At 44.2% G+C, this 20,839-nt stretch carries 21 protein-coding genes; 6 read left to right on the forward strand and 15 right to left on the reverse strand.

Annotation, left to right across the window (positions count from 1 at the left end; genetic code table 11):
* Complete coding sequence (locus tag INQ51_RS04530) at positions 1–636, forward strand: DUF3267 domain-containing protein (protein ID WP_233376694.1); 636 nt, start codon at positions 1–3, stop codon at positions 634–636.
* 750 nt (positions 637–1,386) lie between these two features.
* On the opposite strand, the gene INQ51_RS04535 is transcribed toward INQ51_RS04530, so the two are convergent.
* Positions 1,387–1,998 (reverse strand): class I SAM-dependent methyltransferase, encoded by a 612-nt coding sequence (locus tag INQ51_RS04535; protein ID WP_233376695.1) that lies wholly within the window; start codon positions 1,996–1,998, stop codon positions 1,387–1,389.
* Positions 1,999–2,931: an alpha/beta hydrolase family esterase gene (locus INQ51_RS04540; RefSeq protein ID WP_233376696.1), complete on the reverse strand. Its 933-nt coding sequence runs from the start codon at positions 2,929–2,931 to the stop codon at positions 1,999–2,001.
* 64 nt (positions 2,932–2,995) lie between these two features.
* Between INQ51_RS04540 and INQ51_RS04545 the strand changes: the two genes are divergently transcribed.
* Entirely contained in the window at positions 2,996–3,862 is an 867-nt protein-coding gene (locus tag INQ51_RS04545) for a ChaN family lipoprotein (RefSeq protein WP_233376697.1), read from the forward strand.
* Positions 3,863–4,076: 214 nt separating this feature from the next.
* The gene (locus INQ51_RS04550) at positions 4,077–4,850 is read left to right on the forward strand and encodes a LuxR C-terminal-related transcriptional regulator (protein ID WP_233376698.1); all 774 of its coding nucleotides are present in this window, start codon (positions 4,077–4,079) and stop codon (positions 4,848–4,850) included.
* Positions 4,851–4,932: 82 nt separating this feature from the next.
* Here the strand turns inward: INQ51_RS04550 and nadD are convergent, their stop codons facing one another.
* The 5 genes from nadD to mnmA form a co-directional block, all read right to left on the reverse strand.
* Positions 4,933–5,556 carry a nicotinate (nicotinamide) nucleotide adenylyltransferase gene (gene nadD / locus INQ51_RS04555; protein WP_233376699.1) on the reverse strand — a complete coding sequence of 208 codons (624 nt, stop codon included), beginning with the start codon at positions 5,554–5,556 and terminating at the stop codon, positions 4,933–4,935.
* A 31-nt stretch (positions 5,557–5,587) separates the two neighbouring features.
* The gene (locus tag INQ51_RS04560) at positions 5,588–6,301 is read right to left on the reverse strand and encodes a hypothetical protein (protein WP_233376700.1); all 714 of its coding nucleotides are present in this window, start codon (positions 6,299–6,301) and stop codon (positions 5,588–5,590) included.
* A gap of 54 nt (positions 6,302–6,355) precedes the next feature.
* Complete coding sequence (gmk, locus tag INQ51_RS04565; RefSeq protein ID WP_233376701.1) at positions 6,356–6,922, reverse strand: guanylate kinase; 567 nt, start codon at positions 6,920–6,922, stop codon at positions 6,356–6,358.
* An 85-nt stretch (positions 6,923–7,007) separates the two neighbouring features.
* Positions 7,008–7,883: a YicC/YloC family endoribonuclease gene (locus tag INQ51_RS04570; protein ID WP_233376702.1), complete on the reverse strand. Its 876-nt coding sequence runs from the start codon at positions 7,881–7,883 to the stop codon at positions 7,008–7,010.
* 152 nt (positions 7,884–8,035) lie between these two features.
* Positions 8,036–9,214, reverse strand: a complete 1,179-nt coding sequence (gene mnmA, locus INQ51_RS04575) for a tRNA 2-thiouridine(34) synthase MnmA (RefSeq protein ID WP_233376703.1) — start codon at positions 9,212–9,214, stop codon at positions 8,036–8,038.
* A gap of 180 nt (positions 9,215–9,394) precedes the next feature.
* On the opposite strand from mnmA, the gene INQ51_RS04580 reads away from it, so the two are divergent.
* A complete protein-coding gene (locus INQ51_RS04580) occupies positions 9,395–10,675 on the forward strand; it encodes a spondin domain-containing protein (RefSeq protein ID WP_233376704.1) in 1,281 nt (426 codons plus the stop codon).
* Between the two features lie 57 nt (positions 10,676–10,732).
* Here the strand turns inward: INQ51_RS04580 and INQ51_RS04585 are convergent, their stop codons facing one another.
* From INQ51_RS04585 to INQ51_RS04620, 8 genes are all read right to left on the reverse strand, one after another.
* Positions 10,733–11,257 (reverse strand): hypothetical protein, encoded by a 525-nt coding sequence (locus INQ51_RS04585; protein ID WP_233376705.1) that lies wholly within the window; start codon positions 11,255–11,257, stop codon positions 10,733–10,735.
* Between the two features lie 36 nt (positions 11,258–11,293).
* Entirely contained in the window at positions 11,294–12,553 is a 1,260-nt protein-coding gene (locus tag INQ51_RS04590; protein ID WP_233376706.1) for a DEAD/DEAH box helicase, read from the reverse strand.
* Positions 12,554–12,616: 63 nt separating this feature from the next.
* Positions 12,617–13,522: a protoheme IX farnesyltransferase gene (locus tag INQ51_RS04595; RefSeq protein ID WP_233376707.1), complete on the reverse strand. Its 906-nt coding sequence runs from the start codon at positions 13,520–13,522 to the stop codon at positions 12,617–12,619.
* Between the two features lie 14 nt (positions 13,523–13,536).
* Positions 13,537–14,484 (reverse strand): cytochrome c oxidase subunit II, encoded by a 948-nt coding sequence (gene coxB, locus INQ51_RS04600; RefSeq protein WP_233376708.1) that lies wholly within the window; start codon positions 14,482–14,484, stop codon positions 13,537–13,539.
* A gap of 2 nt (positions 14,485–14,486) precedes the next feature.
* Entirely contained in the window at positions 14,487–14,771 is a 285-nt protein-coding gene (locus INQ51_RS04605; protein ID WP_119437192.1) for a cytochrome C oxidase subunit IV family protein, read from the reverse strand.
* A gap of 12 nt (positions 14,772–14,783) precedes the next feature.
* Positions 14,784–15,407 carry a cytochrome c oxidase subunit 3 family protein gene (locus INQ51_RS04610; RefSeq protein ID WP_233376709.1) on the reverse strand — a complete coding sequence of 208 codons (624 nt, stop codon included), beginning with the start codon at positions 15,405–15,407 and terminating at the stop codon, positions 14,784–14,786.
* Positions 15,408–15,424: 17 nt separating this feature from the next.
* Positions 15,425–17,035, reverse strand: coding sequence for a cbb3-type cytochrome c oxidase subunit I (locus tag INQ51_RS04615; RefSeq protein WP_233376710.1), 1,611 nt, complete (start codon positions 17,033–17,035; stop codon positions 15,425–15,427).
* 10 nt (positions 17,036–17,045) lie between these two features.
* Positions 17,046–17,864, reverse strand: coding sequence for an SCO family protein (locus INQ51_RS04620; protein ID WP_233376711.1), 819 nt, complete (start codon positions 17,862–17,864; stop codon positions 17,046–17,048).
* 676 nt (positions 17,865–18,540) lie between these two features.
* Between INQ51_RS04620 and INQ51_RS04625 the strand changes: the two genes are divergently transcribed.
* Positions 18,541–19,458 carry a 4Fe-4S dicluster domain-containing protein gene (locus INQ51_RS04625; protein WP_233376712.1) on the forward strand — a complete coding sequence of 306 codons (918 nt, stop codon included), beginning with the start codon at positions 18,541–18,543 and terminating at the stop codon, positions 19,456–19,458.
* Between the two features lie 18 nt (positions 19,459–19,476).
* Positions 19,477–20,835, forward strand: a complete 1,359-nt coding sequence (gene nrfD / locus INQ51_RS04630) for an NrfD/PsrC family molybdoenzyme membrane anchor subunit (RefSeq protein WP_233376713.1) — start codon at positions 19,477–19,479, stop codon at positions 20,833–20,835.
* Positions 20,836–20,839 lie beyond the last annotated feature (4 nt).

The raw sequence follows: 20,839 nt of genomic DNA on the forward strand, positions 1-20,839 counted from the left end.
ATGGCCAATCCAACCATTCAGGAATTGCAGGATCCGGATCGTTTTGAATTGATTGCCGAGCTGAGTCACGAAAACATAAAATCGTTTGTGCTCGATCAGCTGGGGCAAGGAGGCCGGATAAGCATCGCATTTATGATTTACCAGTCGCTCATGATTATTCTGGGGATGTTCTTAGTGACAAGAGCCATCATCCAGGCCTTACACGATGCGCCGGAGAATCTTTACTTCACCATCGCTGCATTGCTGTTTTGTTTTACTGCACTAATACCTATTCACGAGCTTTTACACGGCTTGGCCATAAAACTAAGCGGTGCGCCCACGGTGCATTACGGTGCCTACCTCCGGAAATTTATCTTTTATGCCGAAGCCGACCGCCACGTGATCAACCGAACACAATTTGCCTGGATTGCCTTGACTCCCCTGCTGGTTGTAAAGCTGATGACGCTGGTTTTATCACTTTTTTTCTGGCACACACCCTGGCTCTATTTTTTTCTTCTGACCATGGCCGTTCACAGCCTTTTCTGCGCCGGCGACATAGGCCTGCTCTCTGTTTTTTACCGGCACAAAAATGCGGAGATCTATACCTTTGATGTTAAGGCTGAAAAGAAAAGTTATTACTATCTGAAGAAGAAATAAACCAATCTTGAATCAAGTCAAAGAAAGAAGAGTGATATTTAGTCTTCAACTCTCCTTTTTTCCACCTAATCTCAGCTCCCTTTCTAAATATCTTTTTAAGGTCCCATTCAATGTAGTACCATATTATTTCGTCCGGGATCACGAACCGTTACAAAACAACTTTCTTCGCCGGACGAAAGTTGGGCGAGTGCTTACCCGGCGCTTTGCACCGGGTTATTGATGTTCGACACTTTCAGTGTCAATTTAGTCAACACCCTGCAAGGGTGAAACAATAATAACCGCGGGTAAACGATTCGTCCAGCAGTTGACGGACGGAAAGTGCAACCCGGGGTATTGATAAGGACGAACAAAAGGCGCAATCTCCCGGCACTTCAGAGACATAAAGTTCTTTGCGCCGCACCGCAATCGCCCATTAGAAATAATTACCCAAAGAATATTTATGTCTAAAGGATGGCCTAGTGTTGAACAAAATGATTGTCCGACGGCTGGCAGATCAGCGAGAGTTAGAGTATAACCGTATTCAGCTTTGATCTTTGAGAAACGTTCAACAATAAAAAAGGGAACCAACATGATTCCCTTCTTTCTGACGTTTTTTGAACAGTGCTAAATCGTAAATAACCAAGTTTTTAATCACTGATCAAAACTACAAAATAACTATGTTAATGAATTTTAATGAACGTCTGGTTATTGTTAAACTAAATATAGCTTTGTTAAATAGTGTAGCCAACTGCAAAAATCAGTAAAGGAACGTTAATTATCAGCTGATCTTTGGGCTACTACCAGTTGAAATGCTCCTTTTCCAACGGTCTGTATGTTTTGAATTGAAAACCCATTCTCCGGAAGAATAGACATTAAACCACCGGCCTGCGTATAACTTTTAAAATTGCGGTTATGGCTTCTTCCGGCCAGAAACTCTGCCACTCTGCTTGCGACTCCCGCATAATTCCGCGGCAACGGAACGGCATAATCCAACACAACAATTTTATCCACCACCTTTTGGATTTCGCTTAAAACAGGCCCGCGCAAACCAGGATCGAACTGGTGCAAAGCCAACGAAAGAATGGCGACATCAAATTTTTGCCCGTAAAACCCCGAAAGATCCGTTGCATCTCCCACGTAAAAACCGGCATTCGGCACGTTTAGTCTTTGAGCTCTCTTGCTTGCATAACGAATCATCGAATCGCTTAAATCCACCCCCGTAAGCGAACCTGCCCAATCTGTCAGTTCAAAAAGTTGCGCTCCCGTTCCACAGGCAATGTCAATTACACGGTCTCCCTTGTTAATATGCTCTACCATCCTTTTCCGCAACGGCCGTAAGAGAGGATCGAGCAGGGTGCTGTAAAAAATACCGGATTCTACCATTTATTGTGTTATTGTTGACTTGAAAAACGACCAGATTTCATCGCAGCCATTAAAATCGCGGTTGGTATTGCCCACCATACTTCGGGGCAGGTACTGACGCATACCCGGCCAGGTATGCCCGCCGTTTACAACCTTAATATCGACCACTTTTAGCCGATCATCAGCTGGATTTTCCCAAACCGTTTTCACAGCAGTACAATCGTCCTCTGTATTGATATCAGGAAAAACATAAAGGTCTGACTTTTTCGAACACCCGTTCACCGCCTTCCAGTATTTAACCGCTTCCCCATTGCTGAGCACTTCGCCCCGTTTTTGCTTTAGAACAACTACGGGCCCACCGTTATAGGGAACCAAAGGATCGGCATCTCCGCCAATAAAAATAACCGGGACCGGATTTTCGGGATCCTTTTTTTGCTGGTCTTCGCTCATGGTGGCCGCCACCACACCGATGGCCTTAAAAACCTGCGAACGCTCAATGGCCAGGCGCTGCACCATAAACCCTCCGTTCGAAATGCCACAGGCAAAGATATTTTTACGGTCAATGGCCAGTTTCTCATCCATATCGTCGATCATTGCATCAAAGAAACCAACGTCGTCGATCTTCAACCGACGTGCTACCGACAAGGTATCCCGTTCGCCGTCGTTCCAGCCCTTTCGGTAACCATTGGGATAAACGGCAATAAAACCATCGCGGTCGGCCAGTTCGTTGAATCTGCGCCCCGTAAAATTCAGCATGCCCTTTGCTTTTCCACCACCTCCGTGCAAAACAAAAACCACCGGATAGCTTTTCCCCACATCGTAAGTCTTTGGCAGATAAACCTGGTAAAAGCGTATCAATCCATCCACTTCAAGGTAAACTTTTTCTGTTCCGGCCTGCGCCAAACAGACCATGGGAACCATCGAAATCCAGACTAAGAGGAAAAGTGTCTTCATGATATATCCTTTCTTAAACAAACTCGATCCGCGTTTTTTTGTTATTAACACAAACAAAAATAATATGCATAAATACAATTACCTCCTTCCGGTTATTTTTTTGGTTTTCACCGCATTTAAAACGGACAAGCCTGCTTACCTGCTTTTTGACAAAGACGGAAAAACGGTTAAGTACGAAAAAATGCTCAAACAAATTCAGGAAGCCGATGTGGTTCTTTTTGGTGAATTGCACGACAACCCGATTTCGCACTGGCTACAGCTGGAACTAACCAAAGAACTGTACAAACTAAAGGGGAAGAACCTCGTATTGGGTGCAGAAATGTTTGAAAGCGATAACCAGGTCATCCTGGACGAATACCTTTCGGGAAAGATCTCGCAACGAAATTTTGAGGACGAAATGAAACTGTGGCCCAACTATAAAACCGATTATAAACCCCTGGTCGAGTTTGCCAAAGACAGCGGTCTTTATTTTGTAGCCACCAATGTTCCGCGCAGGTATGCAGCTCTTGTTAATAAGAAAGGTTTCGAGGGACTTAAAGAATTATCGGACGAGGCAAAAACCTTTTTGCCACCCCTTCCTCCTCCTTACGATTCAACGCTGAATTGTTATGCCAGTATGATGACTATGGAAGGTATGGGCAGTCATGTGTCATCTAATTTTCCGAAAGCACAGGCTATAAAAGACGCAACCATGTCGCATTTCATACTCAAAAACCGTGAGCCGGGTAAAATGCTGTTGCATTACCACGGTGCGTACCACTCGCAAAACTACGAAAGCATTTACTGGTACCTGAAACATTACCAACCAGAGTTGAAAATTGTTACGATCCACAGCGCTACGCAAAAAGATATTTCGGAACTCAGCGAAGAAAACACAGGGAAAGCCGATTTTACGATCTGTGTAGATGAGGATATGACGCGGACGAGGTAAGGCAAAGACTGAACCATAGTGGCTCAAAGTCCTTAAAAAAAAAGGCTGCATACAGATGCTGCCTTTCTTTTAAGTGCGAATGGAGAATATTTTAAAGGGAGGGATATTGTCCTTTTTCGCATTGCAATATACTCGTGGATTTTCTATTTTTAAATACCTAATTTTAGGTATTTTAGCAAAGCCTTATTAACATAAAAACTTAGGCAACCGGGAAATGGATAAGGAGAGTGTAGTAAAAATAAAGGAGGCGTGGAAACCCAACAAAATTGAGAAGCCGGTTAAAACCGAATTGTACCTGAATGTTATCGAACAAGTAGCCAATTTGTTCTCGGCAGGAAGTTTCTACTACTATATTTTAAATTTTGAAACCCTCCAAATGGAGTATGTCGACAAAAGAGTTCAGTCGGTGCTGGGCTATAATCCAAGTGACTGGAGCCTCGATAAAGCTTTTGAATCGATACATCCCGAAGATTTAAATCAAATGCACCGAAAGGAAGCCGCTGCTGTCGATTTTCTTCTGAACCGAATCCCTCCCGAGGATATCCTGCATTACAAAGTAGTCTATGTACTTCGAATGAGGCATGCCAACGGCCGTTACAAAACCATCCTTCACCAGTCGAAAACCCTAACTTTATCTGAAGATAAAAAAGCGCAGCATGTACTGGGAATTCACACCGATGTCAGTTACCTGGATATGCCGATTGATCACAAAATATCATTTATCGGAGATGGTCGTCCTTCCTATTATGCCTTATCCACTGAACCTGATTTTACCCCAAAGCAATACGACTATGAAAATCTTTTCACGGAGCGGGAAAAAGAAATTCTAAAGAGTGTCGCCAACGGTAAAACGTTTGGTGAAATAGCAACGATCCTGAATCTCTCTCCGCATACCATCAATACCCACAAAAAAAACATTCTACGTAAAACCGATTGCAAAACCACCACCGAACTGATTGCACGTTGCGTAAGGGATGGGATCATCTAACAATCAAAGCTGAAAGCTAAATCCATTGAATCGGATAATTGTTTTGCTCTTCCCGCTCCAGGCATTGAGCGTTGAATAACTTCTATTTGTAAAAATTCATCTCCTCCAGATACTCCCATGTTTTTGGGGGCAGGAAATGCCGCACATCTTTCCCGTCACGAATAGCGCGACGGATAAAAGAAGAAGAGATTTCCATCAGCGGGGCTTCGCCGGCTACCACAATGTTTTTGTGATCCTGCACTTTTGACGCATCAAACCCGGGGCGCGGATAAACAATGATGCCGTAGTTTTCTACAATGCTCTCAAAGTTTTTCCATTTATGAAAGTTCTCCAGGTTGTCGGATCCCATCAAAATCACAAAGTCGTAATTAGGGTGCTGATCTTTTAAATAAGCCAGGGTATCGACCGTGTAGCTGGGTTTGGGCAAGTTAAACTCGATGCTGGAAGCCCGCAAACGGTCGTCGCCTTCCACGGCGCGGTGCACCATTTCGAGGCGCTGGTAATCGTCCAGCAGGTTGTTCTTCTTTTTGTGCGGACTTTGTGGCGAAACCACAAACCATAACTGATCGATTCCGGTAAACTCAACCATGTAATTCGCAATGGCCAGATGCCCGATGTGAATCGGATTATAGGAGCCAAAATACAATCCTACTTTTAAGCGGAGATTGGTTTTTGGTGCAAGTATGTCAATAACCGCATTGCTCATCTTACTTAATTAATCATTGCAGAAACAACATTTACATCAACTCTGTACGAAGTTTCGTAGAAAACTGAGACAAAGAATCTGAAAGCGAATTAAATTCTTCGATAAAGTTATATTTTTTCGAATCCCCAAAATGCTCATTATAGTTATACCTTTCATATATTAGTTTCAACTTATCTCTATAAGCTTGAACAAAGGCAATAAGTGATCTATGCTCATTAGAATCGAAATCATAACTAAACACATGACTAAACCTTAACCTAAAATGGAAAATAAAAAGATAAAACTCGTTTGCATTAAAAAAAACTCGTTTGGACTCTTTTGCCAACTCTGAAGTGCGATCGAGTTCCATATTCCCTTGAGCATCAATTTTAATAAAAGGAGCTTCATTAAAACTATTTAATGCTCGAATCAACTCTGTCATATCATTCCCTTTTACAAACAAGTGAATCTTCGAGGTTAGCTCTTCATAAGCATCCATTTTCTTTTTTGTCAAAAATAGATTCTTACTTTCCTCATTACCTTGCTTGCTCACCCAAATTGTTATTATGGCTAAAACAATAAAGCTAAAGATTGCAGTAATTGTGCCAACCACACCTCCTACGTAATTTCCAAAATATGCCCAATCTGAAATATCTTCAGAGAACTTTTGGCCACCAAAAAACGATATGAAAAATAAAAGAGAGATAGCTACCAAGAGTACAGCGGCAACAATTAAATAATATAATATCCTTTCTGTTCTTTTCATTTTATTTTAGAATTGGTGTCGATCCGTCCCCAGAAAGAAAATAATAGAATGAGCTTAGCCTTCTATAAATTTGGCTATAAGTTTTTCCACCTCCACACAGGCTTTCTCTAGTTGGTCGTTTACGATCACCACATCAAACTGGGGAGCAAAACTTAGTTCATGCTCTGCTTTTGCAATTCGCATGGCAATCTTCTCTTCGGTTTCGGTTGAACGCGCGGTTAAACGATTGCGCAATTCCTCCACCGACGGAGGCTGCACAAACACCGCCAGCGCCTCATCTCCGTAGTATTTCTTGATGTTTAATCCGCCCACTACGTCCACATCAAAAATCACATTTTTTCCTTCTTCGCGAATGCGTTCCACTTCGCTTTTGAGTGTTCCGTAAAAAATACCGGCATACACTTCTTCCCACTCCAGAAAATCGTTTTTCTCAATTCTTTCCTTGAACTCAGGTTCAGCAAGAAAGTAATAATCCTTGCCATGGGTCTCGGTAGTGCGCGGCGCACGCGAAGTGGCCGAAACCGAAAACTCGAGATTAAATCCCTTCCCGAGCAAATGACGTACAATGGTGGTTTTACCGGCTCCCGACGGAGCAGAAAATATAATAAGCTTTCCTTTCATTTATTTGAGCTATGAGCCACAAGCATTGAGCTGCGAGCTGTTTCCTATCTTGAAATTCACTGAACCTTGAACTCTGAACACTAAACTAAAGAACATTCAGCAACTGTTCCTTCACTCTTTCCAGGTGATCTTTCATGTGAACCACAATGCGTTGAATGTTGCTGTCGTTGGCTTTTGACCCGATGGTGTTGATCTCACGACCAATTTCCTGTGAAATAAAGCCCAGCTTTTTCCCCGAGGACTCTTTCAGTCCGGCAGTTTCGTAAAAATAATTACAGTGGTTGTTCAAGCGCACCTTCTCTTCGTTGATATCCAGTTTCTCCAGGTAAAAAATTAGCTCCTGCTCAAAACGGTTCTGATCCACATTCCCATTCATTTTCAAGCTTTCCAGGTTATCCATTAGCCTTGTTTTCACGGCTTCGATCCGCTGTTTTTCAAAAGGCTCAATATCCTTCAGCAACTGGTGAATGCTTTTTACATTTCCGAGAATATCGGCTTCCAGCGCCAATCCTTCCTTGTTACGGAAAGAATCGATATCATCCAGCGCTTTTCTAATATTTGCTTCGATGATTTCCCATTCCTCCTCGTCAAGCGACTCGTATTCGGTTTTTACCACGTCGGGCAAACGCATGGCTGCATGCAGGGTTCGATGATCGGTGGCAACGCCTAATTCGGCGCCAATGTCCTTGAGTTGAAGAAAATAGCCTTTCAGAATTTGCTCGTTGATCTTCGAATTACTTTCGTCTCCCAGGTTTTCCACATAAATGTTGAAATCCACTTTTCCGCGAACCAGTTTGTCCGAAATTATTTTACGAATTTCTATGTCTTTTTCGCGGTAAAGAACGGGAGTCCGGGTATTGATATCGATTTGTTTGCTGTTCAGCGACTTTATCTCGATGGTTATTTTCTTGTTGTTTACCTCCAATTCAGCCTTCCCAAAGCCGGTCATCGATTTTATCATATATAAAATTTTTGTTCAAATTTAGTATAAAGTCTGTAATATTGAGCGGAATACAGGATGCCCGAAGCTAGATTCCCGATATTGGATGCTGCATTTAAGCATTATTCCATTCATGAATTAACTCAATCCATCAGTCCTTCAATCTTTCTACCTCATGTAATAACCCCGGAACCAATCAGTTCATCTCCGTCGTACCATGCTGCAAACTGCCCCGAAGTAATACCGCGTTGCTCGTTTTCGAATAAAAACCAGGCGCCGTCTTCGCGCAAATGAATGCTCCCTTTTTCCAGGGGTTGACGGTAACGAATGCGAATATCATAATTGCGCTTCTCGCCCACCTTCATTTTCAAATCGGTTCTGATCCAGTGCATGTCTTCGTTGGCAATAAACAATCCTTTCCGGTGTAACCCGGGATGATCCTGGCCTTCGCCCACATACACAATATTGCGTTTTACGTCGGTACCAATTACAAACAGCGGTTCTTTGTGTCCGCCAATGTTCAGGCCTTTTCGTTGCCCGATGGTATAAAAATGAGCGCCTTCATGCTCCCCAATCACTTCTCCGTTCCAGGGTTTATACGGAAACGGAAGACACAACTTCCGGTAATTTTCTTCTGTTATTTCCAACTGCTTTTTCTTTTCCATGAAAGCCGCCGGAATTTCAATCACGTTACCGGTTTTGGGTTCGAGCTGTTGCTGAAGAAAAGTAGGAAGATCCACTTTCCCAACAAAACAGATTCCCTGCGAATCCTTACGTTCGGCAGTGGGTAGATTTTGCTCGCGGGCAATTTCGCGAACCTCGGGTTTCAACAGCTCCCCGATCGGAAACATCGCTTTCGACAGCTGCTCCTGGCTCAATTGGCACAAAAAATAACTCTGATCTTTATTCGGATCCTTCCCCGCCAGCAACTGATGAATGGTTTCGCCGTTCACCTCTACTTCGCTTTTCCGGCAATAATGCCCGGTAGCTACATAATCGGCATCAAATTTCATGGCCTCTTCCAGGAAGGTATCAAACTTGATTTCCCGGTTGCACAGCACATCAGGATTGGGTGTGCGGCCTGCCTGGTATTCGGCAAACATATAATCCACCACCCGCTTTTTGTAGTCCTTGCTTAAATCAACAATATGAAACGGAATATCCAGTTTCCTGGCCACCATTTTGGCAATCAGCGAATCTTCTTCCCAGGTACACGAGCTGGTAAGCACACCTTCGCGTTCATGATAATTGATCATAAACAGTGCGATCACATCATAGCCCTGCTTTTTCAGCAAATACGCGGCTACGCTCGAATCAACTCCGCCCGATAATCCTACAACCACTCTTTTCATGGCGCAAAAGTAGAAAGATAAAATCCAATTCTGCAAACAGCTTCTGAAAAATGAGGATTTGTTAAGCAGTTTTATCCCGTTCAATCTCAAAGTTTTACCAAAAGTTGAATTCTTTGTGACACTTCCGTGATACTTTACCCGGACCTTTGGTTCAGATTATTCACCATAAATTATATCGTTATGAAATCACTTCGTTTATTATTGAGTTTAGCAATTGTTGCTGTTTTGTTTACCCAGTGTATGCAAGACGAAATGGAAGAACCTGTACTTAAAAAAGGAAGCTTACCGGATGTTGTCCCCTCGAAAATGTATACCGTAACGGTTGAAAATGTCTCGACAAACTACAAGTTTTTTGTAGCTGGGGCAGTTGCCGTGCCGGACGGAGAAAGCGAAGCCGGACCTGCTTTCCCGGGGCATTCGTTTACTTTCTCATTCCACGCCGGACCTGCTCACAAACTATCGTTTGCCACCATGTACGGTCTCTCGAACGATGGTTTTTATGCGCCTTCCGGACAGGGAATAGCGCTTTACGACAACGGCACTCCGATTACCGGCGATATAACCTCGCAAATTATGCTGTGGGATGCCGGAACCCAGATGAACCAGATGCCTGGCCCCGGAAATCCGCACAACGGCGCTGATACCGATGATCCGGTTCAACTTATGTCGGAAGTTGGCGATGGCTACGACTACGGTACGGTAGCTACCAACCTGAAAGTAATGCTCGACTACAACGGCGGCCACATGTTCACCGTAACCGTTGAGGTGCTTGCCGGAGCGACTACTGCCGTTTCACCGGTAGCCTGGGTGGTACACAGCATGGAAAATCCAATTTTTGAAGCCGGCATGACCGATTGGGACAAAGGCCTGGAAGAACTGGCAGAAACCGGGAATCCGGGTCCGCTTTCGCATTACCTGACTTGGAACAGTGGTTATGTATCGCCGGTTGCTCCAGTACTTTGGGCGGTTCATGAAAAAGGTGAAATGCCGATTTTTACGGCCAATACTCCCGATCGCGGAGAAGGACTGGAATTGCTGGCAGAGACCGGAAATCCAGGAGACCTTGCAGCTAGCCTGATCTCCATGGATTACAACGCAGGTGCCTATGCGATTCCTGATGGATCGAATGAAGCAGGTCCGCTGTTCCCCGGTGATAAATACACTTTCTCTATTGATGCAAAACCAAATCAGTATCTAAGTATTGCAAGCATGCTCGGAAATTCCAACGACATTTTCTTTGCCTTTGGCGATAGTGGTATTAAGCTGAGCTTTGGAAACGACGTTCAGGATATTACACACGAAGTAATGCTGTGGGATGCAGGAACGGAGGTAAATGAATACCCCGGGACAAAATCAATGGATGAAGATGAAGGAGGTTTGGTACGTTTGCTTGATGACGGTTTTACTTACCCAGCAGTTGACAAGATCATAAAAGTTACCATCCACAAAAACCAAAAGTAGTCAGATGCTTGAGGAAAAGACTTTGAGAAAGAATCCGCCGGTGGAAGCCGGTGGATTTTATTTTTTTGTCATCCGGTTGGTACCGAAACAAGCCAGTTCTTTTCCCGGAAAACCTACGTCGAAAACCGTTTCAATTTCACTCTCCGCTTTCAGCCTAATGGTAAAACGGGCTCTGCCTCCCGGAACAAAATTCTCGATCCGTTCGGTTTCGAAAACCAGTGTCGAATCATTCGATTCAGCTTTATTCAAAATGTATTCATTAAAAAAACCTTCGCTGTGGTATTGCCTGAAAACGATCACACTACGTTCTTTATTGAAACTGATCATCCCCCAATCGTCGTGAATCTCGCCTTTGGAATTTTGGGCTGTTGGGGCAAACGCTGAATGATGCTTCACTTCAATAAATTTGCCATCCATCAGCCAGTTGTATTCAGCAGAGATGTTTGATTTTGAGTTTCCAAATCCCTCACCTGTCCCTTCCCATTTACCAATCAGGGATTCCAGCTTTTCAAGCGGATTCTGTGCCTGTAAGGAAACACTGAATATCAGTGCTGCAATTGCAATAAAAGCTTTTGATAACATTTCACAAGTGGTTTTAGCTTCGTAAAAAAGTGCGGTCTATTTTTTCTTCTTGCTCTGGTAATTCTTCCGGTGTTGGGGCTGACCTCCTCCGCCCTGCTTTTTGTACTTATGAAAACTACCTTTCCCCTTTTTCCTTCCTTTGGCAGGCACTTTCCATTCCGGTCCGGAACCAAGATGTTCGGGCATCGGTATTTTGAAAACTTCCCGCTCAATCAAGGTTTCAATCTGGTGAAATTTGTACATATCGTCTTCGTTCACCAGGGTCAGAGCCACTCCGGTTGAATCAGCACGGGCAGTACGCCCAACACGGTGCACATAGTCTTCGGCATCACTCGGCACATCGTAGTTAATTACCAGGTTAATGTCTTTAATGTCGATTCCGCGGCTCATTACATCGGTGGCTACCAAAATCCGGATTCGCTTGGAACGAAACCCATTTAACACACCTTCCCGTTCCGATTGTTCCAAATCAGAAGAAATGGCTTCAGCTTCAAACTTCCTTCGTTTCAGAACGCGGGCCAGTTCTGTGGTGGCACGTTTGGTTGAGCAAAAGATAAGTATGCTGTCATACTCCGGATTCTCATTAATAAGATGAGCTACCAGATCATTTTTTTGTTTATCGTAAATCAGGTAGGCAGCTTGCAAGACTCCTTCAGCCGGTTTGGATATAGCAATGTTTATTTCCTTCGGCTCGTGCAAAATCTGGGAAGCAAGTTTCCTGATCTTTGGTGCCATGGTAGCACTAAACATAAGTGTTTGCCGGTTTTTGGGCAGATAGGAAATGATCTTCACAATGTCGTCGTAAAAACCAATATCAAGCATACGGTCGGCCTCATCCAGAATCAGGAATTCGATGGTATCAAACTTCACATATCCTAGGTTCAGATGCGAAATCAGTTTTCCGGGAGTTGCAACTATGATATCTGCTCCTTTTGTAAGCGCCGTTTTTTGTTGTCCCCATTCATCGCCGTCACCACCTCCGTAAAGCGCAATGGAATGGATGCCCATCGTGTAACCGATTCCCTGAACCTGCTGATCAATCTGCATGGCCAGTTCGCGTGTAGGAACTATGATAAGTGTGGATGTTTCACCTCCGGGTAAATCAGCGATCAAGTCGAGCACGGGGAGCAAGAATGCGGCTGTTTTGCCGGTTCCTGTCTGTGCACAGGCGATCATGTCGTGACCATCCAAAATAATGGGGATCGCTTGTTCCTGTATAGGAGTAGCTTCTTTAAATCCCATGTATTCGATGGCATCCAAGAGGTCATCGTGTATTCCGAGTTCTGAAAATTTCATGTAAAAAATAAATTTCGATGCTGCAAAGTTAACGAAATTAAAGCCACCAAACTTATCCGTGAATCAAGTCTTTACCAAACTGTCGACAATCAGAAAGATCATCATAAACAAATAAAGAAAGTTTAGCTTGTAAAATGCGGGCCTAACCTTGAATTCCTTTTGCATAAAAACCGCCAGGGTGAGGGAGAAAAGCAGGTAAAAAATATAAAAAATCAGAAAAAACATGACAATGCGGTTCTGTACCACAAAAAAGAGCACCAGCAATGCCGAGGCGATGGTGGTTAAGACCCAGGCATAGGTTACGCGCTTGATCTGGTCGCTGCTGAAAAGCTGATTTAAACTGGGCATGCTGGCTTTTTGGTATTGCTCGCCAAACATGAGCAGCAACAGCCAGAAATGCGGAATTTGCCCGATAAAAAAGAAAGCGGCCACAATCAGTATTACTTCGGAAGTGAGGCTTCCGCCGGCAGCGGCCCATCCGATCATTGGAGGCAAAGCCCCCACCATGGAGCCGGGTATAACCGCAAAAGCTGAGAATTTCTTCATGGGCGTATAAACACCGTTGTAAAAAAACAATGTCACCCAACTTAAAACCAGGGCCATCACCGGGCTTGAAACCAGCAAAATAACCGAGCCAGTTAGCGCAAAAGCAACGGCCAGTATAAAGGCTCCATTGGCGCTGATTCTTCCCGAAGGGATCGGGCGGTCTTTGGTGCGGGGCATTTGTGCATCGAGGTGCCGCTCCTGCCAGTGGTTGATCACACTCGAACTGCACGACATCAGGAAAACCCCCAGGGCCAGCAACCAGCCCTGTGCATCCATTACATGCCCAAACAAAACATAACCGGTAATGGCAGAAAGGGCAATAGGCAGCGATATACGAACTTTTCCTAATTCGTAAATCACTTTCAGCTGCTGCTTAAAATCAAGCGCTTTATTTGTTTCCAGCATACTCAACGACCCTTCCATTCTGCCAGCTTTTCTTATTTCAATGTTTTCAGGTACTCAATAATATTGTTTACATCGTCGTCTGAAAGTTGCCCTTCATACGTCAGCATCAGCCCTTTCTGATAGCCGTCAGCAATATCGGCATTCGGATCAAATATCGAGCGTTTGATGTATTCTTCGTCCACGGTAACCTCGCGTTTGTCGCGCCCGGTTGCAACCGTTTGCGTTTCGCCCCATATTCCTTTAAAACTTGGTCCAACAAGGCGGGTTCCGTCGATGGTATGGCAGGCAAAACAGCCAATGTTCTGCATAATCCGTTTTCCGGTAGCTGCCGGCGATTCAACCGCTGCCACCGAAGCAGCCACACTCGTAGTATCGGCAATCCAGGCCTGAAAAGCCGAATCTTTCATTACCTCCACATAGGTATACATGTAGGAGTGCTGCAAACCGCAGTACTCGGCACAAAACAATTCGTAGGTTCCTTCTTTCTGCGGTTCAAACCACATAAAATTGTCTTTCTTTCCCGGCACCATATCCTGTTTTACCCTAAAAGCCGGAATGTACAAACTGTGCAGTACATCCATCGCCACCAGGTTCAGTTTCACCGGTTTGTCTTTCGGAAGAAACAAGGTATCCGACCTTCTCCCGTTATCGTATTCAAAACTGAAATTCCACATCCGGCCGTAAACCGTTACTTCCATGGCATCTTTCGGCGGCTTGTGCATGGGTTTCCAGCCTGCCCAGCCATAATAAAACATCAGCATGGTTAGCAAAAACGGAATGATCGTCCAGATGATCTCCAGTTTTGTACTTCCCTCGATCTGAGTTGGTTTCGGATTTTTCTTTTTATTGTACTTGTAAATGAAATACAACATAACGGCCGTTAAACCAATCAGGAATATGAAACATATTGCCAGGATTATAATAAAGGCCGTGTCAACACCTTGTACAAAATTTGAGGCTTGAGTCACTTCTGAGTTCATAGCTATCTATAAAGGTAATCTAAAAAGGTTATCACTATCATCACCAAAAAGATGGCGAACACAAAGCCGACCATAATCTTGATATAAGGTTTATCGTATTTCAGGTGCATGAAATAGTTCAAAACCAGATATGATTTAACTATTGCAAACAATAAGGCAGCTGCCACCGTATAGTCCCGCAGTTCGATGCTGGTGATCCATACCGACGCAAAAGTGAGAGCCAGCAAGGCAATCAACACAACAAAATACAGCCGATAGGGAACTATGTGATGCTTTTCTCCGGACATATTGATTTAGTTTTAGTGTATTAAATAAAATAACGGGAACAGGAAAATCCAGATCAGATCGACCAGGTGCCAGTACAATCCGCAGTTATCGAGCAGCGAAGGCCGGTCGGCATGCACTTTCCCTCTTACAAGGCCACGTACGGCAAAAACCATGATCGCCATCCCGATGATGATGTGCAGGGCATGCAAGCCCGTCATTACGAAGTACAAACCAAAAAACAAAATCTCACCGTGGCTCATTTCGTTCATCATATGTTCCGATCCCGGCCAGATTCCGTGCGAAAATTTCACTCCCCACTCGAAGTACTTGTTGACCAAAAAAACGAGCCCGATCACAAAAGTGATACTTACCAGGCCGATGGCCACATTTCGCTGTCCTTTCTGCAAAGCAGTGGTAGCCATGGCAATGGTCATACTACTTATCAGCAGGATAACGGTATTGACTGTCCCGATGACCCGGTTCAACTCCTCGCCTGCCAGGTGAAATGCATCGGGGTTCATATAGCGGTAAACCGCGTAAATAACGAACAGCGCTCCAAAAAGCAGTAATTCAGTAAAAATAAACAACCACATGCCGACTTTCGACGACTCGGCATCGTACATATCGGGATGTTCTACATGATGTGCATGTTCCATATCCGTTTAGTTAAGTTTTATTCGTAATTGTAAGGTCCGTCTTTTTCTCCGAGTACCGGTTCTTCGTCAAAGTTCAACACCGGAGGAGGCGATGGAACGGTCCACTCGAGGGTTTTACCATGCCAAGGATTGGCTTCGGCGGGGGCTCCTTTTCGGGCCGAACGCACCAGGTTAACCACAATGATGATGAAACCGGTTGCCAATACCCAGGAACCAAATGTACTCAGGATATTACCGCCATGAAATTCTTCCAGATAGTCGTAATAACGGCGGGGCATCCCCATCATTCCCAGGTAAAACATGGGTGTATAAAGTGCCAGGAAACCAACGAAGAAAACCAGCCAGCCCGTGTTGGCCCAGGCTTTATCATACATTCGCCCAAAAATTTTGGGGAACCAGTAATGAATGGCGGCAAAAAAGGCAAAACCTGTTCCGCCAAATACGATGTAGTGGAAATGCGCTACCACAAAAGCCGTGTCGTGTACATGAACATCGGTTGCCAGAGCTCCCAAAACAAGGCCGCTTAAACCACCGATCATAAAAACAAAAATAAACGACACCGCCCAGTAAAAAGGCGTTTGAACATTGATCGATCCTTTGTACAGGGTCGAAATCCAGTTGAACACCTTAATGGCACTCGGAATCGCCACAATAAACGTTAACAGCGAAAAATAATACTGGGCTGTTCCGCTCATCCCGGCCGTGAACATGTGGTGTCCCCAAACAAGGTAGCCCACAAATGCAATGGCCATTGTTGAAGCGATAAGTGCTTTGTACCCAAAAATATGTTTTTGTGAAAAAGTCGGTATAATTTCTGAAATCGCGCCCATGGCCGGAAGTATCATGATGTAAACAGCCGGGTGCGAATAAATCCAGAATAAATGCTGGTAAAGGATGGGATCGCCACCCAGTGCCGGGTCAAAAATACCGACACCAAACACGCGCTCCAGCGCCACCAATACGAGGGTGATGCCTACCACCGGCGTTGCCAAAAGCTGAATCCAGGCAGTTCCGTAAAGTGTCCAAACAAAAAGCGGCAGTTTCATCCACTTCATTCCTTTACACCGTAAGCGGTGAATGGTTACCAAAAAGTTCAGCCCGGTAAGAATGGATGAAAACCCTAACACAAAAGCCCCAAAAATGGCTGGTAACATGTTTGTTCCTGTTTTAAAACTGTAAGGCGCGTAAAAAGTCCAGCCTGTATCGGGCGAACCTTTGCCAAAAAGCAAAGCTGCCAGTACCAGGAAAACTCCGGCCACATACAACCACCACGACAGCAGGTTCAGTTTTGGGAAAGCCACATCGCGCGCACCGATCATAATCGGCAACATCAGGTTACCAAAAACTGCCGGTAGTCCGGGAACCACCACCATAAATATCATGATCACGCCATGAACGGTAAAAACCGAATTGTAAGTTTGGGCTTCCATGATGGTTTTTCCGGGAGCCAGCAATTCGAATTTCATGGCCAGCCCCAGTAATACACCTGTTGTAAACATGGTAGCTATTGAATACAGATACAACAGTCCGATTCTTTTGTGATCTGTTGATAAAATCCATCCGAGCAAACCTTTGTACTTTCCCTGATAGGTTAAATAATTTGCTCCGTTAACAGCAGTTGTTTGCATAAAGTTTTATTTAAATTGACTTCTTACGTTTTGGTTTTATTACCAAAACAAGCAGCAACACCACAGCAAAAAACATGATCAGTGTTCCGCCAATTTTTGTGACATTTAGTACATATGTTTGACCTTGCGGGTCGTATGAATAACAAAACCGTAAAACCTTGTTGAGGGTAGGTCCCGACTGTCCTTTGGAGGCTTCCACAATCGCCATTTTCCATTCAAAAGGCAGAAAGTATAAACCGTTCAGATAGCGGGTTATTTTTCCATCGGGGCTGACAACCGTCAGCGATGCGGCATGTAAATAATCGTTGCCTGTTTTTTTGTATTTGAAACCTGTTGCCGAGGTAGCCCTTAAAATACTGGCCGTGTCCGAAACAAAATATTTCCACCCGGTTTTTGCGGCTTCCACTTTGTCGGCGTTGTTCATCAGCTTCAGATAATTGTTTTTTTTGCGAATCCCAAGGTCGATGGTTTCGGTGGGATCAAAACTAATGGTCAGCACCTGGTAATCTTTTCCCGGTATTAATTCCGACTTGTCCATCACACCTGCCACCGCTTCCATCAGCGGGCTGCAAATTCCCGGGCAACGGTAATATACAAAGTTAATGATGGTTGGTTTATCAATAAGATCGGCCAGCCAAACCTGCTCCCCTGCTTCGTTTATAAGCGAAATGCTATCAGGAAGAAAATCATCGAGATGTTCAACTACCCCGATTTCCACATCATCGGCATTGGCGGAAGGATTAATAACCTCCTGCGCCAGGATGGCTTTACCACCCCCAAAAAGAAGCACAGTGATAATCAGGAATTTTATGATAAGCTGATTTCTCATTTTTTTAATCCAGTTTTAGCAGGCTCTGTCTTTTATCCTTTATCCTGATTTGCTTATCTGCCATTGGTTTCAGACAAAAGTCATCCAAGCAAAAAAGACAATCGACTCAAATTGTTCGTTAATAAAACCACAAAAGCTTCTGAATGTTTATGCAAAACCGCTGTTTCTTAATGTTTTTCGAATTTGCCTGAGTCAGCCTATCCACCAAAAAATCATTTGTTCAGAACACAAACACCCAAAAACGCAGGAAACATCCGATGAAAAAGGGAGAAAAATTCAAGAAAAATGATTATTTTCACAAAGTCAAAAGCTGAAAAGCTTATTTAAAACATGTTTTACAACATATAAATTCACCCCCAGAATCGACTTTATGTTGAACTGCCCCTTCAAGCAAAAAACCCAATGGAACAATCCCCGGATTTAGTTTGTTCACACAAAATTTCACGAAAATTTACTAATGACTGCTATTGCCGTTCTACTCAATTGTTTATTCAAAAATAAAAGTTGATTTTTTTATCACTTTTCGCTGTAACTAACTCTCGTTTAGCTATCTGAGACATTTTTGTCTTTTATTCTTAACGTAAAATTGTTATTTGGAACGATCCCCATATTTTATAATTTCGCTACAGAAGGAATGTTAGTTCTTCTGAATTAGTTGATATAAATTGTCAGTTTTATGGAAAAGAAATCGCGCAGAAGCTTTGTGAAAGCTCTTGGAGTATCTATCGGAGCAGCAGGAGTAGTCGGTGGATCGTCAATTTTGAACTCCTGTACCCAGGTAGCCTCCACCAACAGCGACACAATCACCTTGTTAACTTCAAGCGGCGAGTTGGTGAAAGTGGATAAATCGCAGTTAAAACCTGCAGATCTGCCAAGTTTGTCGGAAAATCAAAAGCGTGGCCGCGAAGGATTACCCGGAAGAAAATTTGTAATGGTAATTGACCTTTCGAAATGCCGGAATGCACGCCAGTGTATGAAAGCCTGCCAGAACCACCACCAGCTCCGGCCTGAACAGCATCACATAAACGTATTGCAGATGCAGGATGCAGAGAACACTGCACCGTACTACATGCCCAAGCCCTGCCAGCATTGCGACAACCCGCCCTGTACCAAGGTTTGCCCGGTAAATGCCACTTTTAAACGCGAAGACGGGATTGTGCTGATCGACAACGAGCGTTGCATCGGATGTCGTTTCTGTATTGCTGCCTGCCCTTATTCAGCAAGGGTTTTCAACTGGTTTGAACCACGCGACGCCGAAAAGTACGAAGGCGTAACCTATAACATCGAAGCCAATGTTCCGCAGAAAAAAGGAACCATTTCGAAATGTTTGTTTAGTGCCGACCGTTTGCGCGACGGCAAACTTCCCTCGTGCGTATCAGCCTGCCCGAACGGCGTTTACTGGTTTGGCGACCAGAACGAAGATGCCGTTACCAACGGAACGACACACGAAACAACCAGCTTTAGCAAGTTAATTAAAGACAATGCAGCGTACACTTTAATGGAAGAACTCGGAACCAAACCAAGGGTTTACTATCTTCCTCCAAAAGACAGGGCATTTCCATTCCAGGGAGAAATTGATCAACACCATTCATAATCAACTAATATCAGCAACATGGATAAAGTCAAATCACCGGAAGAATCCCGGAAGCTGCTAGATAAAATTACATTCGACCTCACGCGTTCCATTGTAAAACGCGACGAGTTCACCAACTTTTGGTACTTTTTACTGATCATCTTTGCCCTCGTCGGATTGTGGGGCTGGGGTATTCAGATACGCGACGGACTTGGCGTTACCGGAATGCGCGATTATGTGTCGTGGGGAATGTACATTGCCAACTTTGTATTTTTTGTGGCCGTTAGTTTGATCGGCTTCCTGATCAGTTCGGCTTTGCACCTTTTGAAAATAAAATGGTCGAAAGTGATCTCGCGTGTTGCCGAACAAGTGGCGATTGCTGCCGTTGCGCTGGCCGGTATCATCATTGTTACCGACATGGGGCGCCCCGACCGCTTTCTCAATGTATTCCTGCACGGGCGTTTTGCTTCGCCCATTATCTGGGACGTTACCGTGGTGACCACTTACCTGACCATCTCGGTACTGCTGTATTATTTACCATTGATTCCGGATTTGGCCTTGTTGCGCGACAAAGGCACTGACGACATTCCACAATGGAAAAGAAATATATACCGCATCCTTGCCTTGGGCTGGAAAGGCCATGCCGAACAGTACAAAATAGTTGCGCATGCCATGCGTATCCTGATGATTTTAATCATTCCCGTGGGGCTTTCAATCCATACCGTTACTTCGTGGCTGTTTGCGGCCACTTTACGCTCGGGCTGGGACACCACTATTTTTGGTCCCTATTTCGTGGCCGGTGCCTTTGTGGCCGGTGTAGCCGCGGTTATTATTGTCATGTTCCTGTACCGCACGCGCTACGGACTAAAAGATTATTTTGAAGATTACCACTTCAATATGATGGGAAAACTGTTTGTGTTGGTTTGCCTCGTTTATCTCTATTTCAACATCAACGAATTCCTGGTTCCGGGTTATAAAATGAAAACGGCTGAAAGTATTCACCTTTCCAACCTGTTTACCGGAAAATATTCCACCATGTTTTGGGCCACGCAATTTTTCGGATTGCTGCTTCCCATTACACTGATGGTGAACAAATATTTCAGAAGACCGGTGCCTATCACAATCATTTCGGTGTTTGTGCTGATCGCTTCGTGGTTCAAGCGTTACATTATTGTAATCCCCACCCTGGAGCATCCATTTCTGCCGGTTCAGAATGTACCTGAAAATTTTCAGCATTACGCGCCCACCAGCATCGAGCTCATGATTACGATCTTTTCGTTTATGGCGGCCTTGCTGATCATTACGGTACTGGCCAAAATGTTCCCGGTAATTACGATCTGGGAATACGCCGAAGAAAAGGGCATTTCAAGAGAAATTATTTCGGAACCCAAAAAATAAGGAA

This window comes from Maribellus sp. CM-23 (assembly GCF_021354595.1).
GTDB lineage: Bacteria > Bacteroidota > Bacteroidia > Bacteroidales > Prolixibacteraceae > Draconibacterium.

What these genes read in the sequence shown, in the direction of transcription:
- INQ51_RS04530 (WP_233376694.1), top strand. Translation starts at nt 1, where the DNA reads ATGGCCAATCCAACCATTCAGGAATTGCAGGATCCGGATCGTTTTGAA.
- INQ51_RS04535 (WP_233376695.1), bottom strand. Translation starts at nt 1,998, where the DNA reads ATGGTAGAATCCGGTATTTTTTACAGCACCCTGCTCGATCCTCTCTTA.
- INQ51_RS04540 (WP_233376696.1), bottom strand. Translation starts at nt 2,931, where the DNA reads ATGAAGACACTTTTCCTCTTAGTCTGGATTTCGATGGTTCCCATGGTC.
- INQ51_RS04545 (WP_233376697.1), top strand. Translation starts at nt 2,996, where the DNA reads ATGCATAAATACAATTACCTCCTTCCGGTTATTTTTTTGGTTTTCACC.
- INQ51_RS04550 (WP_233376698.1), top strand. Translation starts at nt 4,077, where the DNA reads ATGGATAAGGAGAGTGTAGTAAAAATAAAGGAGGCGTGGAAACCCAAC.
- nadD (WP_233376699.1), bottom strand. Translation starts at nt 5,556, where the DNA reads ATGAGCAATGCGGTTATTGACATACTTGCACCAAAAACCAATCTCCGC.
- INQ51_RS04560 (WP_233376700.1), bottom strand. Translation starts at nt 6,301, where the DNA reads ATGAAAAGAACAGAAAGGATATTATATTATTTAATTGTTGCCGCTGTA.
- gmk (WP_233376701.1), bottom strand. Translation starts at nt 6,922, where the DNA reads ATGAAAGGAAAGCTTATTATATTTTCTGCTCCGTCGGGAGCCGGTAAA.
- INQ51_RS04570 (WP_233376702.1), bottom strand. Translation starts at nt 7,883, where the DNA reads ATGATAAAATCGATGACCGGCTTTGGGAAGGCTGAATTGGAGGTAAAC.
- mnmA (WP_233376703.1), bottom strand. Translation starts at nt 9,214, where the DNA reads ATGAAAAGAGTGGTTGTAGGATTATCGGGCGGAGTTGATTCGAGCGTA.
- INQ51_RS04580 (WP_233376704.1), top strand. Translation starts at nt 9,395, where the DNA reads ATGAAATCACTTCGTTTATTATTGAGTTTAGCAATTGTTGCTGTTTTG.
- INQ51_RS04585 (WP_233376705.1), bottom strand. Translation starts at nt 11,257, where the DNA reads ATGTTATCAAAAGCTTTTATTGCAATTGCAGCACTGATATTCAGTGTT.
- INQ51_RS04590 (WP_233376706.1), bottom strand. Translation starts at nt 12,553, where the DNA reads ATGAAATTTTCAGAACTCGGAATACACGATGACCTCTTGGATGCCATC.
- INQ51_RS04595 (WP_233376707.1), bottom strand. Translation starts at nt 13,522, where the DNA reads ATGGAAGGGTCGTTGAGTATGCTGGAAACAAATAAAGCGCTTGATTTT.
- coxB (WP_233376708.1), bottom strand. Translation starts at nt 14,484, where the DNA reads ATGAACTCAGAAGTGACTCAAGCCTCAAATTTTGTACAAGGTGTTGAC.
- INQ51_RS04605 (WP_119437192.1), bottom strand. Translation starts at nt 14,771, where the DNA reads ATGTCCGGAGAAAAGCATCACATAGTTCCCTATCGGCTGTATTTTGTT.
- INQ51_RS04610 (WP_233376709.1), bottom strand. Translation starts at nt 15,407, where the DNA reads ATGGAACATGCACATCATGTAGAACATCCCGATATGTACGATGCCGAG.
- INQ51_RS04615 (WP_233376710.1), bottom strand. Translation starts at nt 17,035, where the DNA reads ATGCAAACAACTGCTGTTAACGGAGCAAATTATTTAACCTATCAGGGA.
- INQ51_RS04620 (WP_233376711.1), bottom strand. Translation starts at nt 17,864, where the DNA reads ATGAGAAATCAGCTTATCATAAAATTCCTGATTATCACTGTGCTTCTT.
- INQ51_RS04625 (WP_233376712.1), top strand. Translation starts at nt 18,541, where the DNA reads ATGGAAAAGAAATCGCGCAGAAGCTTTGTGAAAGCTCTTGGAGTATCT.
- nrfD (WP_233376713.1), top strand. Translation starts at nt 19,477, where the DNA reads ATGGATAAAGTCAAATCACCGGAAGAATCCCGGAAGCTGCTAGATAAA.